Below are 15,867 nucleotides of genomic sequence, written 5' to 3' on the forward strand. Positions count from 1 at the left end.
TGATATGAAATTTGAGTTTAAGTATTTATATATAACCATTTTATTTTTAATTACTTGTGTTGGAGTAAGTAGCGCGCAGGTATCGGTATCGGCTAAGATCGATAAGCCAACGATGCTTATCGGCGAGCAAACCAAATTGCACCTGAGTATCACCTTCCCGGCTAAAGATACTGTAGGCTTTCCGCACCTGGCCGATAGTTTGGTAGCCAAAGTACAGATACTCAACATCGGTAAACCGGATACCACTTTTGATAAGAATGACCTCAATAAAGAAACCATCCACCGCTCGTATTTAATTACTTCGTTCGATACCGGTCAGTACGTTATACCGCAGTATGTTTTCCATACCAAAAGCGGCGATATCAAAACCAACGAGGTGGTGCTCACCATTAAATCGGTGGCGGTTGATACCACCAAAGGTATTTACGATATCAAACAGCCCTTTAAGGTTGACTATGGCTTTATCGACTGGCTGCGCGATAATTGGAAAACAGTTGCCGGTACGGCATTGGCGCTGCTGGCTATTTTGGCCGGTATTTATTTCTGGCTTAAACGGCCTAAGAAGCCTGTTGAAGCTAAGCCCGAAGTAAAACCGCTCATCCCTGCTGATATTGAGGCGATTAACCAGTTAAACGCTTTACGCGAACAAAAACTCTGGCAGGCTGATCAGGTTAAAGAATACCACAGCGAGCTTACCGATATCATCCGTCAATATCTCGAAAAGCGCTACGGCATCAAAGCGCACGAGCAAACGAGCGATGAGATATTCACAGCGCTGCGTTACATGGATATTGATGATGACAGCCGCAACAAGCTAAGGCAGATATTGTTATTGGCAGACTTAGTCAAATTCGCCAAACAAAAACCGCTGCCTGCCGAAAACGAGCAGAGCATAGAAAATGCCATTGCTTTTGTGATGAATACTAAAAAACAAGTTCAGTTAAACCAGGATAAGGGAGAGGGTAACAATGAGTTGGTTTAAGGGAATTGAATTTGCGCACGCCATATTTTTATGGCTGCTGATATTGGTGCCGCTTATGGTGGCCTGGTACATCTGGAAAGAAAAGCAGATATACGGCACTTTCAACATGTCGGCTACCAAAGGTTTCGCAACTCCAAAGAAAAGCTATATAGGCGTTTTGAGGCATTATGGCATTGTGTTGAGGGGTTTGGCTGTGATTTTACTGATCATCGCCCTGGCGCGCCCGCAATCGTCATTGAGCTGGCAGAACACTACTACCGAGGGTATCGATATCATGATCGCTTCGGATATCTCCGGAAGTATGCTGGCCGAAGACTTTAAGCCAAATCGTTTAGAGGCCGGCAAACAGATCGCTATCGACTTTATCAAAGCCCGCCCGGACGACCGTATCGGCCTGGTCATCTTCAGCGGCGAGAGTTTTACCCAATGCCCTTTGACTATCGATCACAGTGTATTGATCAATCTTTACCAGGATATCCATAACGGCATGATAGAAGATGGTACCGCCATTGGTATGGGGTTGGCAACCGCCGTTAACCGTTTAAAGGATAGCGAAGCCAAAAGCAAGGTGATCATCCTGCTTACCGACGGCTCGAACAATATGGGTTCGATAGCGCCGGCAACCGCCGCCGAGATAGCCAGGCAATTCGGTATCAGGGTGTATACTGTTGGTATCGGTACGCATGGTTATGCCCCGTATCCGGTACAAACGCCCTACGGCATCCAATACCAAAAAATGGAAGTGGATATTGATGAGCCTACCTTAACTAAAATAGCGTCTATAACCGGTGGCAAATACTTCAGGGCAACCAATAACGAAACGCTGAAAAATATTTATACCCAGATAGACCAGTTGGAGAAAGCCAAGATCGACGTAACGCAGTATCGCAAAAAAACAGAGATGTTTCTGCCGTTTGCCGTTATTGCACTGATCCTGCTTTCGCTGGAGTTTATCTTACGTAATACCAAATTTAAAGGAGCCCTAAGCTGATGATCCGTTTTGCACATATCGAATTTTTATGGGCGCTGGCATTGGTGCCGGCAGCGGTATTGCTGTACCTGTGGGTAGCCCGCTGGAAACGTAATGCTATTGCCTCGCTGGGCGACAGGCAGGTGATCAACCTGATGATACCCGAAGTATCGTTCAAACGCCCGTTGTTAAAATTTACCCTGTTCATCATCGCGTATGCCTCGCTGGTTTTGGCTTTGGCCGATCCGCAGATAGGATCGAAGATGGAAGATGTAAAGCGCAAGGGTTCTGATCTGATGATACTGCTGGATGTATCCAACAGTATGCTTTCGCATGATCTGTCGCCGAGCCGCTTAGAGAGCGCCAAACGCGCCATCGCGCAGATGATCGATAACCTGCACGATGACCGTATCGGCATTATCGTATTCGCCGGGCAGGCTTACGTGCAACTGCCCGTTACTACCGATTACTCGGCAGCCAAGCTGTTTTTAAATACCATCAACACCAATATGGTGCCGGTACAGGGCACGGCTATAGGCGCGGCGATAGACCTGGGCATGCAGTCGTTCGATTTTAAGGATGGCACCAGTAAAGCCATGATCATCATCACCGATGGCGAAAACCACGAGGATGATGCCGTAGCCGCCACCAAAGCCGCCCGCGATAAAGATGTGGTGGTGAGCGTGATAGGCGAGGGGTCGGAAGAAGGTTCGCCGATACCGATCCTGGTGAATGGCAAAGAATCAGGCTTCCATACCGATAGTTTGGGTAAAACGGTGATCAGTAAGCTCGACGAGAATATGTGTAAAGAAATAGCCGAAGCCGGCGATGGGGTTTACGTCCGCGCCACCAATGCCAGCAGTGGGTTGAACATTGTGCTCGACCAGGTAGGCAAAATGCAGAAGAAACAGTACGAAAGCAAAACCTTTAAGGATTTTGAGGATCGTTTCCAGATATTCATCGCGCTTGCGCTGATCTTACTGTTGGTTGAGTTCTTTTTATCGAACCGTAAAAACCTGAGCCTGAGTAAACTTAAACTATTTGAGGTAAACAAAAAATGAAGCGACTGATTTTAACGATAGCCTTGTTAAGCCCCGCTTGCCTGTTGTTTGCTCAGCAGGAAAAAAGTGATATCAACCAGGGCAACAAGCTTTACGAGCAGCAAAAATATAAAGAGGCCGAAGAGGCTTACCGCAAATCGGTAGCAAAAAAGACCGAAACGGTTGAAGGGAATTTTAACCTGGGCGATGCCTTATACAAACAAAAACAATATGATAAAGCGCAGGAGCAGTTTAATAAGCTGGGCGCGTCATCCAATAAAGCAGTAGCAGCACAGGCTTACCATAACTTAGGTAATTCGTTGTTAGAGTCGAAAAAGTTGGAGGAAAGTATCGAAGCCTATAAAAAAGCATTGATCAATAACCCGGCCGATGATCAAACCCGCTATAACCTGGCCTATGCGCAGGAAAAACTTAAACAACAAAAGCAGCAAAACAAAAACAATAAGAACAAGGATAATAAAAACAATAAAGACGACAAGAACAAGCAGGATCAGAATAAGCAAAACCAGGATAAAAAGGATCAGGACAAGAAAGACCAGGATAAAAAGAACTCCGATCAAAACAAAAACGATCAGAATAAAGATCAGGATAAAAAGGATCAGCAGAACGGCCAGCAACCTAACAAGATAAGTAAAGAAGATGCCCAGCGCATGTTGGATGCCTTGAACAACCAGGAAAAGGATACACAGGACAAGCTGAAGAATAAAAAATTAAAAGGTGTTAAGGTACACATCACAAAAGATTGGTAAGCCTTATATTTATAGCCGTAAATGAGCATTAAGTACTACATACTATCTTTTTTATTACTCTGCACCGGTATTGCTTTTGCGCAGGACCTTAAACTTACCGCCTCTGTTAACCGCAGTACGGTTGGTACCGGCGAAGCTTTCGAGGTAACTTTTTCTATTAACGGCAACATGGAGAAGTTTTCGCCGCCTGATATGAACGGTTTCCAGGTAGTTGGCGGCCCCAACCAATCGTCGAACATGTCGATGATCAATGGTGCCACTACCATGAGCATGTCGTTGAGCTATGACCTGGTAGGCACCAAAGAAGGCACATTTACCATTGGCCCTGCAACAACAGTGGTAAATGGCAAACAATACAGATCGAACCCGATCACGATTAAAGTAGTGAAAGGGCAGGCGCCACAGCAAAATCAGGCTCAGCAACAGTCTGGCGGGCAGCCAGATGTTGCCGTTGGCCGTTCGGGCGATATCTCCAAAAATCTGTTTATCCGTGCTGTTCCTGATAAAGTTAATGTGTACCAGGGTGAGCAGCTTACCGTAAGTTATAAATTATACTCGCGGGTGGCAATAGTTGGCAACCAGGGCGATAAGCAGCCCGAGTTTAATGGCTTTTGGAGCCAGGACGTAAAAAACCTCAACCAGCAGGTAACCTGGACGGTTGAAACCTACAAAGGCGTACGTTACCAGGTTGCCGTACTGCGCCAAACCATATTATACCCCGAGCATTCGGGTAACCTGGTGCTCGATCCGTTGGGCATGACCTTTATCGTACGCCAGGAAGCGCCTGCAAAAGATATCATGGAGCAGTTTTTTGGCGGCGGTCATAAAGATGTTAAATACAAAATTGAAAGTCAGCCGGTAACTATCCACGTAAAGCCGCTGCCCGAAGCGGGTAAACCCGAAGGCTTTTCGGGCGCGGTGGGCAGTTTTGCTTTTGATGCCTCGGTGGACAAAAAAGAACTTAAGGCTAACGAAGCGCTGAATTATAGGTTAAAGATTACCGGATCGGGAAACATCAAGTTGCTGGATAAACTAAATACCAATTTCCCAACCGATTTTGAAAAATACGATCCTAAGATAACCGACACCGTTACCGAAAAGGCAAGCGGCGTATCGGGCAGCCGGATCTATAACTACCTGATCATCCCGCGTCATGAAGGGACCTACACCATCGATCCGGTTAAGTTCTCGTATTTTAACCCTGCTACCGAAAGATATGTTACGCTGCCCGCAAAGCCATTCCAGATAAAAGTGGATAAAGGCATAGCTACGGCTAACAGTGTATCGTCGTACACTTCGGCTAATAAACTGGATGTAAAAGAACTGGGTAAGGATATCCGCTATATTAAAGATAGCCTCGACCTGCACAAAGAGGGTGAGGGCTTTTACGGTTCATTTTTATATTATTTGTTGCTATTGCTTGGCCCGCTGGCGTTTATTGGTGCAATTGCTTACCGCAGATGGGATCAAAAGAACAATAGCGATGTAGTGCAGGTAAGGAGCCGCAAGGCCGGCAGGGTGGCAGCCAAACACCTGGCCAATGCCCAGTTGCAGTTAACGGCACGCAACACCAATGCTTTTTACGAGGCGATATCAAAAGGATTGTACGGGTACATCAGCGATAAACTGAATATTCCTGCGGCCGACCTGAATAAGGAGAATATTGCCCAGGAGCTGAAATCGCGTTCGGTAGATGACGGCCTGGTCAAACAACTGACAGATACTTTGGACCTGTGCGAGATGGCCCGTTTTGCGCCTGTAGGCGGGATATCAGAACAGGAAGTGTTTGACCGTACCCGGAACATCATTAACGATATTGAGGAGAAAATATAACATGCTGAAACGGATTATATACTTCTTACTATTATTCGCCCTGCCATATGCCGGTTTTGGCAAGGATGCCGAGCAAGCGCTGTTTGAGCAGGGTAACACACAATACGCCAAAGCAAACTATAAAGCCGCTGTCGAATTGTACCAAAAAATACTGAATAGCGGTTATCAGTCGGAAGCAGTGTATTTTAACCTGGGCAATGCTTATTATAAACTGGGCGAAATACCATCAGCTTTGCTATATTACGAAAAAGCACGCAAACTGGCCCCGGGCGATGATGATATCAACTTCAATATCCAGTTTGCCAATCTGAAAACAACTGATAAAATAGACGACGCCCCGCAGCTGTTCCTGGTGAACTGGTGGCACAGCATCATATTGATGGCTTCGGTGAATACGCTATCCACTATCAGTATTTTGTTTTTCATGGCAGGCTTTGGTTTACTTGCCTATTACCTGTTCGCAAATTCTATCGCGCTTAAAAAGGCTTCATTTTACTCCGGTTTGATTATTATTTTGCTGGGCTTATTCAGTATTTTTATCGCCGGGAGGCAAACGGCATACTTCGAATCGCACCACGAGGCGATTGTTTTCAGCTCCTCGGTAACGGCCAAAAGCGGCCCCGATAACAACGCAAAAAATTTATTTGTGATACATGATGGTACCAAGGTGACGATCGTAGAAAACAACAGCGGCTGGATAAAGATCAGGTTGCTCAACGGAAGCGAAGGATGGATAAACCTTAGCGATGCTAAGGAGATCTAAGGCTGCATAACGCTTTTACGTTACAATAACGGCGACATTAACCTGGCAACCTTTTCGGGTAATTGCTTATAAGCAGGCCTGTTTTCCCATTTTTTTGAGTTGATCTTTACGGCATCTTTCAGATCGTTGTAAAAGGCATCGCGCAATTGCCCGGCGGTTTTATCGTCGTAGATCATGCTATTCACCTCAAAATTAAGCTCAAAGCTCCGGTGATCCATATTGGCAGTGCCGATGATGGACAGCTGCCCGTCGGATACAATGGTTTTGGCGTGTATAAAACCTTTTTTGTACATATATATTTCTACGCCAACTTTCAGCAAGTCGCCATAATAGGATCGGGCTGCATAGTCAACAAACTTCGAATCGGATTTGCCGGGTACCAATATCTTTACCTTTACACCGCTGATTGCCGCCATTTGTAAAGCATCGAGGATGTTCTCGCCGGGGATGAAGTATGGTGTAGTGATCAGTATCTCGTCTTCGGCCAGGCCAAAAACCTGCAGAAGCGAAAACATGATGGTAGGCTGGTCGGAATCGGGGCCGCTGGCCGCTATCTGCACAATGGCATCGCCATTGGTTTCGGGATGTTCGGGGAAAAGCTCACGATCGGGCTTCAGGTGCGAGTCGGAGCAAAAGTTCCAGTCGCAGATAAACAGGTATTGCAAATAATAGGTTCCCGGCCCGGTTATCTTTACATGCGTATCGCGCCAGTAAACCTGGTCGTTAATATCGTTGTTGATATACCTGTCGCTCACGTTAATACCGCCAACAAAGCCCACAGTTCCGTCTATCACAATGATCTTACGGTGATTGCGGTAATTGATACGGTTGGCCAGTAAAATAAAATACACTTTGTAGAACGGAAAGGCCTGTACGCCGGCTTCGAGTAACTCGGGTACAAGGTTTTTGCGGATAGAGCGGCTCCCGAAATCATCGTATATAAATCTTACGGCAACGCCCTCGCGTGCTTTTTGTATCAGCACATCCTTGATCTGGTTGCCGATTACCTCATCCTCGAAAATATAATATTCGATGTGTATGTGATGCCTGGCATTTTTCATCGCCTCAATCACTTCCGGAAACTTCTGCTCACCGTTAATTAAAAGCTCCACCTGGTTATTGCCCGTCAGCGGGCTCATGCTGTCGTTCAGCAGGAAACGCGCAAGTTTCTTGTGCTTTTGTACCTCAGGCTCGCCGCTGTTCCACGCTTTTTCCGATTCGAGCGTGATCTGCCTGCGGATATCGCTCAGCATCCGGTTATCGGTTACTATTTTTTTACTGTAGAGCTTGTTTTTACGATAATTGGCGCCGAACATAAAGTAGGTACCAATGCCAATCACCGGTAAAAATATCACGCCAAGGATATAGGCCAATGTTTTGGTTGTGGATGGCGTATTATAGATAACATGCAGGCAGGTGATAATAATGATAATGCCGTAAGCAATTTCGCCTGCTAATAACAGATCGAACCCGATAGTTTCCTGCCCCATTTTGTGCAAAGGTTGTTATTGATCAGATAACGCAAAATAGCGAATAAAGTTGGCATATTGTTACGGGATATGGGTATTGCAACAATTCATGTGTTTTTCATGTGATTAAAATACCTTTGGTTTAAAATTTGCGTTACCCTGATAACTAACTGTAGCTTAAACACAAATTCGATATGAAATTTCTATCCATGTTATTTCTCTTTTTACTGATAGCAATAAAACCGGTAACCTGGCTCGGCGACATCAATACAGCGACTGCTGAAGCTGTAAAGTCAAAAGAGCTTATCATGATTAATTTTTCAGGCTCCGACTGGTGCGGGCCCTGCATACGCCTGCGTAAGGAAATCCTGGAGTCGGATGTTTTTACCGGTTATGCCGCCGATCACCTGGTATTGGTTCGGGCCGATTTTCCGCGGCAGAAAAAGAACCAGTTGGATAAAGAACAGGTAAAACGCAACGAGGCCCTCGCCGACAAATATAACCCCGAAGGAAAATTTCCGTTCACGTTGCTGATAGATGCCCAGGGGAAAATATTGAAAACCTGGGACGGTTTCCCCAATGAATCGCCGGAGCAGTTTACCGCACAGGTTAGATCGTTCGAAAAATGATCATCACCAAACCAAATACAAGTTTATTATCCGTTTACAAACGGGTATTGAAGCTCATGGGCAACCGCTTCGAACTAAGTGTTGTTGCCGATGATGAAACCTGGGCGCAAAGCTGTATCGATGCCGGGGTAGAAGAGATACGCCGGATTGAAAAGCTGCTCACCACTTTTAGCGACGACAGCGAAACCAACCAGGTTAACCAACATGCAGGCATTGCCCCGGTTAAGGTTAGCCGCGAAACTTTTAACCTCATACAGCGTTCGCTCCGGATATCGGCTGTAACACAGGGCGCTTTTGATATTACCTACGGATCGATAGATAAACGCCTGTGGAACTTTGATGAGCAGATGACCTCGTTACCGGATAAAGAGACCGCGCAAAAAATGGTGCGGCTGATCAATTACCGCAATGTAATATTGGATAAGGATAACTGTACCGTTTTTTTACGCGAGAAAGGCATGCGCATAGGTTTCGGCGGGATAGGTAAGGGCTATGCTGCCGAGATGGCCAAACGCGTAATGATTGCCCGTGGTGTTGAAAGCGGCGTAGTTAACGCCTCGGGCGACCTGACGGCCTGGGGACTGCAGCCTAATGGCCGGCAGTGGACCATCGGTATCTCCAACCCCGATTCGTCGGGGCAGATCTTCTCGCAAATGGATATTACCGGTCTGGCGGTGGCTACATCGGGTAATTATGAAAAGTTTGCGGTAATAGGCGGTAAGCGTTACTCACATACCATAAACCCCCGCACAGGCTTGCCGGTAAGCGGTATTAAAAGCGTTACCATTATATCAACCAATGCCGAAATAGCAGATGCAATGGCGACACCCGTTACCATTATGGGCGTTAAAACCGGCCTGGATATGATCAACCAGATGAAAGATATTGAGGCCATTATCATCGACGATGAAAACCGGCTGTACACTTCAAATAATATTAATATAAACCTCCCCTGATATGATAAAGCAATTGATCTATGTATTTTTCTTCCTGGTACTTGCAGCCGGTATTACCTCGTGCTCGCACCTTAAAGAATACCAGAAAAGCCGTTTAAACGACTCGGAAATGGCCTTGGCGAACCGTAAGGCCGAGAAGAACGAATTGAATTTCCAATCGTACCGCGAGGCTGCGTCGGGTGCCAATGCCGGAAAAACCGGTGGTGGTTGTGGTTGTAATTAAGCCTAACAGTATTTAACATGAAGAAAGTTTTTCTGAGTGCTGTGGGTTTTGCCCTGATATGCCAGCATACCTTTGCACAGGTAAAGGATACTTCAGCTCGTACCAAACCGATTAGTTTATATACACCGGTCGAAACTACCGATACAGGCTACAACCCGCATAAGCTTAAGCTGGACGAAGTAAACCTGGTATCGAGCTATTACAGCCAAAACGGCGACCATTCGCCGGTTACCGGTGGCATCGGTACCGAAAAGGTAACCGATATTTCAAACGGCATCGACCTGAAATTTGTGTGGTACGGGCAAAGTAACCGGAAAAACACGCTCTCGGCAGGTTTAGGGTTTGATGTGCATACTTCGGCATCGCAGGCCTATGTATCGGCTACCGGCGCTTCAAAAAAGGATGGAACGCGGGTTTATCCATCGCTCGACTGGACGGTTGAAGGCAAGAAGGGAAGCTTTGGGATAGGTACCTACCTATCTACCGAGTATAACTATAATTCGTTCGGTGCAGATGTACACTTTTCGCGCAAGGTGAACCATAACAATGGCGAATTTACCGTTAAGATGCAGGCTTACCTGGATAACGTTACGCTGATCTATCCATCCGAACTGATCCCCAAAACAACAACAGTTACTTCAAACGGCACGGTCATCACCACTACCGCGAGCGGCCGTACAATAACCACTACAAGCGGGGGCGGGAGCCACGAATCGAACATCCCGACCAGTCCGCGCAATACCTATACCGGCTCGTTATCCTACTCGCAAATGATTAATTCGCGCCTCCAGGTAGCGTTTATGGTCGACCTGGTGAAGCAGGACGGATTTTTAAGCCTGCCGTTCCATCGCGTATATTTTACAACGGGTAAGGATACCATTGAGCACCTGCCATCGACACGCGCCAAATTACCGCTTGGGTTCAGGCTGAATTATTTTCTTGGTGATAATATCATTATCCGCTCGTATTACCGGTACTATACTGACGATTGGGGCATTAAATCGAACACGGCCAATATCGAGGTGCCTTATAAAATAACGCCTTTCTTCTCCATATCGCCGTTCTACAGGTATTACGATCAAACTGCAGCAAAATATTTTGCGCCTTACGAAGCCCATAAACCAACCGACGAATATTATACCAGCAACTACGCCTATTCAAAATTCTCGGCTAATTTTTATGGCCTTGGTTTCAGGGTAGCGCCACCAAAAGGTGTTTTCGGCTGGCAAAACCTGCATGAGCTCGAGATACGTTACGGCCACTATTCGCAAACTACCGACCTCGTATCGGATGTGATATCGGTGAGCCTCGGGTTTAAATAAAATTACCGGGTATGCAGTGTTGTATACCCGATAATTTAAGCTTCGTGCTGCCTGTCCAGCTTTTCGGATATGTTTTTGATGGATGTGTCGAGTTCCTGAGCGGCTGTCATTAAATAGTCTTCGATTTGCAGATAGTCGGCACACTTATCATCGCTTTGTTTCAAAATATCAACTATGCCCAATATGTTCGACAGGTGGCGGCGTACCTCGTGCGAATTAATAAAGGCCAGTTCTTCCTGGTGCGATGTGAACAGCAACCTTTCGTAATACCTTCTTTGTTTAATGTTGCGGTAAAACATCGCAATGGTAACGATGATGAATATAGCCACAACCACAAGCAATATAAGCCACAAGCGCTGCCGCTGGTAAACTTCTTCCTTATGCAGGTAGGTGCCTTCCATCTCGTCGGTTTTGATCTCGGCAGATATATTGCCAACCTGTGTCAGCCTGCTGATATGGTCTTCGGATTGCAGCATGGCCATCTTAAAATTATAAGTAGCCTGTTTATAATCACCTCGCTGTTCAGCTATCCCGCCTAAAACCCGGTAAAGGTGCAGTTTGATTTCGGGGTGGTTGTTTTGTGCTTTGTTAGCCAGTAACCGGTTAACTATATTTTTAGCCGAATCTAAAATACCCTCATTATAATAAGCATCGGCAAGGTTTTGCTCGTCTGTGTCATCATACCGGTACAGGGTATCTGTCTGTAATGCGGTGATCGCCTTTATCGCCGGCTGGTAATTGTGATACAACAATTGCAGATAATAATCGGTGCGTTTCCTGTAACCATATAGCCTGAATGTGCCGCTGCTGGCATCATGGAGCATTGCGTTATATTTCTTCAGCGAATCTATATTGTTCATCCTGAAATAATTCTCGGCTTTATTATAGTATATAGCATTTTTAAGCCGCTGTTCGTGTAACCGGTGCTGGTTAATGAGCCATAATGCCTGCGTTAAATAAAACAGGGATTGATTGTAGAGGTTATTGCGATAATATATGTCAGAAATATTAATGTCGATCAGTACTTCCAGGTAGGCATCTTTAAGTGTTATGGCCTCTTTTTTAGCTATCCTGAAACTCGATACCGCGTTGATGGTATTACCGGCATAAGTTTGCAGAAAGCCCAGATGTGTAAAAAAAGTATATAATAAATAGTGGTCATCAGCCTTTTCGGCTTCGTCGATCGCACGTACCAGCCAATTTTCGGCTTCCTTGATATGCAGCACCCTGTTTTGGCAGATGCTTTCGATAAAATAATTAAAGGCGGCTTTATTCGGCATGTTATAATCCACCAATAATTTATCAAATTCGGTTTTAGCTCCATCCAGGTTTACGGCGGGGCCCTCCTGCCAGATGCTTCTGATATAATTAATAAGCCTCCGTTCTTTTAGATTCTGGTTGCTTAGTTTTAAGATAGTCGTTACGCTATCCGGCTTGAAAGATAGGGGAGCGGCTTTTAAATGGAATGCAAGGCAAGGCCATAAAAGGATAACGTAGATTTTCTTAAACATAGAAGCAGATTTACACAAATCTACAATCAGCGACAATAAAAGTTCGCGATAATTAAATAAATAAAAAATACGTTAACTTAAACAAGTTTAGGATAATAGCGGATAATTAAAACTATTAGATATTAGAAATATCATAAAGGTTTTAATGCTTGGGCGCGCCGCAGAAGAGTTTGCAGTTAGTCGACGTCTGTGGTATCGGCTACTTCTTTCAACTCGTCTCCTTTTTTACCGTGGCCCAAACGGATTTTAGGTTTGTCTTCGGTACCGGTAATATGCATCGGGATACCCAGAATACCCAATGGAGGCAGGCCCAGACGGAAATCGAGATTCAGCCTGTTGTCAAAACTTACCTGGCCGCCAAACTTGAGCCTGAAACCGGCCATACGCATTTTGGTTTGTTTGATGGTGATGATATTATTGGCTATGGTGGTTTCGATGTTGACTTTGGAAGCGTCGCCGGTATCGATCTTATGATTGGTTGTTTTACTTACCGAGCCGAACAGTTTGAACCCACGCATTTTAACTTTTTGTGCCGATAGCACGCCGCCACCTTTAAGCGACGAATAAACGGGCATCATGTTGCTGTTTAATCTGCCCGAAAGCTTATAGTCGAGCGATATTAAACCTTCGGCATGGGCCGCCGAACTGGCCATATCGTGAAAAAGCCTGATCTGGTTATAAGCTTTTTTAACATCGAAATCCTTGGCGTTAATGTGATAGCTGAATGCTGCGCGGACAGGATTAATCGCCGTATAGCTGCCATCCATACTAACAGGCGTGCCAATAATATTAAAACCGGTTTGCTTTAAAATAATATTGCCGTTGGCGATAGTTAACTGCCCTTTAGCATCTTTGATATTTAAGCCATCATACCTGATCTTTTTAACATCAGCCGAAAGGTTAAGGTTTACCGTTTTTGGCACCATAATCACACCTGCGGGTGTCGAAGTACTTTTGGTGCCGGTAGTGGTTTGCGTTCCGGCGAAAGCCATAAAATCGTCGGCCACAATACCGCCGCTGCCGAAGTTAAAATCGCCTTTCAGTATAGCGCCTGGTCGGGTAGCGTAATCGATCACATTACTCAGCGATCCGTTGAGATAGATCACAGATTTACCGTATGTTGCCTTGAACGCATCAAACTGCATTTTATCCTGGTTAAAGCTAAAGCTGCCATCGCTGATCTGGAACGGCAACGAGAATAGCTGCGATGTTACGGTAACATCTTTTACCTTTAATGTGCCCGAATTGTTTAGCTGCGCATAGTTACCTGCTACGGCGTCTTTTTGGCTGCCTTTGAGCGATACGTCGGCCTGAATGGTGCCGTTAACATTATAGCCCTTTACAGCGAATACCTGGTATATCTTACCGATATCCAGCGTGCCGCGCGAAACGATGTTGTAATTGATGTTGCTGAAATCTTTCAGATCGGCTTTGAAAAAGAAAGGCTTACCCTCGAAAGTGAACGAAATAGGTTTGATATCAATCTGCATCCCCTTTAGCGACCCTGTACTGTTAACTATATTGGTGCTCACCTGTATGTTCTGAATAGGGTGCGGGTAATACCTGGTTTGTATTGAGCCATTTTGCAAACCGATATTGGCCCTAACGACCGGGAAGATGTGCTTCGCCGGAAGGTATTTTCCTTTGGCCTGCACATCCGCTAACAACATTCCGGAAATGGACATACTATCCAGCGGGTAAAACTTTTTAACGTCGGCCAGGTTAAAGCTGGCTTTCAGATCAGATACCATTGGATAACCGGGCGCGGCGCTCGCCTTAAAATAACCTTTGATATAATTGTTGAGCACATTGGCATTGATGTTCTGTATCTCGATGCTGGTGTGCTTATAGTCGTTATCCGGGCAGGAGGCATTGATATCAAAGCCGATATTCCGCATCGCTTCGGGCAGCGATGCATATTTGATAAAGCCGTTGCTAAAAGTCGACCGGAAGTTGAATTTCGGGATACTGGTTACCGTGGTATCGGCTTTTTTTCCGTGATGAGTTATCGCGGTAGCATATTTGCCCTGTGCCAGTAAATGTAATGTGTATTTGCCCCTCAATTCTACCGGTTTTACATCAAAAGCTTTGTTCCATTTTTCCACATCCATCTCGGCATTAATGCGCGAATAGATGTCCGGCTGCTTCATACCTTTGACTTTCACAATGGCGCTCAGGTGATCTTTACCGATCGTCATGTAAAGCGAATCGAGGTTCACGTTCAGGCTATCCGGGTCGAGCCCGGGCAGTTTGGTGCTGAAGTTAAGATACAGGTTACGGATGGGCTCCGGAGCGTGTGGGTTTTTAATGTAGCCGTTACGCACCTGCACGTTCAGGCTCAGATCGGGCGCGAGGCTATCGGCGGCAATGTATTTGCCGGCAACACGCATACTTACATTGCCGATACCGCCGACCTCGGTTTTATCCAGCATTTTTAAGTATTCGGCAGGCAGGGCCGTCAGCATATCCTGTAAAGCGCTTTCGTGCGAATTGATGTTCAGGTCCATATCGTAGCCGTTTTTGATAAAGCCGAAACGGCCGATAAATTGTACGGGCAGCTTGTTAATCAATAAGTTATTTTGCTGGAACAGGAACTCCAGCGATTTGGTGTTGATCTTGGTGATCAGGTCGGCATTCAGTTTTTTATTCTGCAGGTATTGTTTGCCACCGTAAGCAAAATCAACCGAAGCCATTTCGGTATGCGTATGCAGGTCGAAAACATCTTTGCTTAAGTCGCCTTTACCGGTGTAGTTAAAACCCCGGGCCACAAATTGCATGGGTATCGATCGGTCGTTGTATACCAGCCGGCTGTTCTCGATCAGTATCTGGTCGATACCTAACGATACGCTGCCTGTATCTGTTTTGGTATTGGTTTGCGATGGCTTAGCTTTATAAACGTTATAGTTTACGTGGCCTGCGGTATCTGCCTGGATATTGATCAGCGCCTGGGTAAAGTAAATTTTATTGATGGTGAGATTATCGCGGAACAGGGTAGACAGGTTGATATCCAGCGAAACCTCTTTCGCAGCAAGCAACGTGTCGTTTTGGAAAGGAGCACTGCCTTTCAGTGAAAAATCGGATAGTGTGAGCGTAAGGTTAGGAAAGTGCCTGAAGAATGATAAGCGCGTGCCCGAAAATTCGATCTTACCGTTGATGCTGCCGTTGGCCCATTGCTTGATCTTATTGTTTACCGTTTGCGGGAAAAGATAGGGAAGGGTGAAGATCAGGATGAACAGGCAAATAACAGTAATGGTAATGATCTTAAGCGTCTTAAATATTTTTTTTGTGATGGATGAGCTCATAATTCTTATACTGATCTGCAAAAAAACAACGCGATTGTTATCCTTCGTAAGGCTAAAATAATCAATATCACCACTAAATAGCTGTTTTATATCAATA

Annotated in this window: 13 protein-coding genes; 10 read left to right on the forward strand and 3 right to left on the reverse strand. The window is 45.5% G+C overall.

From position 1 onward, the window contains the following. The first annotated feature begins 4 nt into the window (after positions 1-4). The 6 genes from BEL04_RS02665 to BEL04_RS02690 are packed head-to-tail and all read left to right on the forward strand — an operon-like array spanning position 5 to position 6,358. Positions 5-982 carry a hypothetical protein gene (locus tag BEL04_RS02665; RefSeq protein ID WP_065999902.1) on the forward strand — a complete coding sequence of 326 codons (978 nt, stop codon included), beginning with the start codon at positions 5-7 and terminating at the stop codon, positions 980-982. Beyond that, positions 969-1,973 carry a VWA domain-containing protein gene (locus BEL04_RS02670; RefSeq protein ID WP_175403984.1) on the forward strand — a complete coding sequence of 335 codons (1,005 nt, stop codon included), beginning with the start codon at positions 969-971 and terminating at the stop codon, positions 1,971-1,973. Before BEL04_RS02665 ends, BEL04_RS02670 begins: the two co-directional genes overlap by 14 nt. Further along, the gene (locus BEL04_RS02675; RefSeq protein ID WP_065999907.1) at positions 1,973-3,013 is read left to right on the forward strand and encodes a VWA domain-containing protein; all 1,041 of its coding nucleotides are present in this window, start codon (positions 1,973-1,975) and stop codon (positions 3,011-3,013) included. The genes BEL04_RS02670 and BEL04_RS02675 overlap by 1 nt, the downstream gene beginning before the upstream one ends. Further along, positions 3,010-3,762 carry a tetratricopeptide repeat protein gene (locus tag BEL04_RS02680; RefSeq protein ID WP_065999908.1) on the forward strand — a complete coding sequence of 251 codons (753 nt, stop codon included), beginning with the start codon at positions 3,010-3,012 and terminating at the stop codon, positions 3,760-3,762. The genes BEL04_RS02675 and BEL04_RS02680 overlap by 4 nt, the downstream gene beginning before the upstream one ends. A 21-nt stretch (positions 3,763-3,783) precedes the next feature. Continuing rightward, the gene (locus BEL04_RS02685; protein ID WP_065999909.1) at positions 3,784-5,595 is read left to right on the forward strand and encodes a BatD family protein; all 1,812 of its coding nucleotides are present in this window, start codon (positions 3,784-3,786) and stop codon (positions 5,593-5,595) included. A gap of 1 nt (position 5,596) precedes the next feature. Beyond that, a complete protein-coding gene (locus tag BEL04_RS02690; protein WP_083227735.1) occupies positions 5,597-6,358 on the forward strand; it encodes a tetratricopeptide repeat protein in 762 nt (253 codons plus the stop codon). 20 nt (positions 6,359-6,378) lie between these two features. Here BEL04_RS02690 and cls read toward each other — a convergent pair whose 3' ends face one another. Then, entirely contained in the window at positions 6,379-7,848 is a 1,470-nt protein-coding gene (cls, locus tag BEL04_RS02695) for a cardiolipin synthase (RefSeq protein WP_065999910.1), read from the reverse strand. Positions 7,849-8,021: 173 nt separating this feature from the next. On the opposite strand from cls, the gene BEL04_RS02700 reads away from it, so the two are divergent. The 4 genes from BEL04_RS02700 to BEL04_RS02715 are packed head-to-tail and all read left to right on the forward strand — an operon-like array spanning position 8,022 to position 10,957. Then, entirely contained in the window at positions 8,022-8,456 is a 435-nt protein-coding gene (locus BEL04_RS02700; RefSeq protein ID WP_065999911.1) for a thioredoxin family protein, read from the forward strand. Beyond that, positions 8,453-9,412: an FAD:protein FMN transferase gene (locus BEL04_RS02705; RefSeq protein ID WP_065999914.1), complete on the forward strand. Its 960-nt coding sequence runs from the start codon at positions 8,453-8,455 to the stop codon at positions 9,410-9,412. Before BEL04_RS02700 ends, BEL04_RS02705 begins: the two co-directional genes overlap by 4 nt. Position 9,413: 1 nt before the next feature. Next, positions 9,414-9,635 carry a DUF4266 domain-containing protein gene (locus tag BEL04_RS02710; protein ID WP_065999916.1) on the forward strand — a complete coding sequence of 74 codons (222 nt, stop codon included), beginning with the start codon at positions 9,414-9,416 and terminating at the stop codon, positions 9,633-9,635. 17 nt (positions 9,636-9,652) lie between these two features. Further along, positions 9,653-10,957: a DUF3570 domain-containing protein gene (locus BEL04_RS02715; RefSeq protein ID WP_065999918.1), complete on the forward strand. Its 1,305-nt coding sequence runs from the start codon at positions 9,653-9,655 to the stop codon at positions 10,955-10,957. A gap of 35 nt (positions 10,958-10,992) precedes the next feature. On the opposite strand, the gene BEL04_RS02720 is transcribed toward BEL04_RS02715, so the two are convergent. Further along, complete coding sequence (locus BEL04_RS02720) at positions 10,993-12,468, reverse strand: hypothetical protein (RefSeq protein ID WP_065999920.1); 1,476 nt, start codon at positions 12,466-12,468, stop codon at positions 10,993-10,995. A gap of 176 nt (positions 12,469-12,644) precedes the next feature. Beyond that, positions 12,645-15,770, reverse strand: a complete 3,126-nt coding sequence (locus BEL04_RS02725) for an AsmA family protein (RefSeq protein WP_065999922.1) — start codon at positions 15,768-15,770, stop codon at positions 12,645-12,647. Positions 15,771-15,867 lie beyond the last annotated feature (97 nt).

Origin of the sequence: Mucilaginibacter sp. PPCGB 2223 (assembly GCF_001705515.1) — a bacterium.
Lineage (GTDB): Bacteria > Bacteroidota > Bacteroidia > Sphingobacteriales > Sphingobacteriaceae > Mucilaginibacter.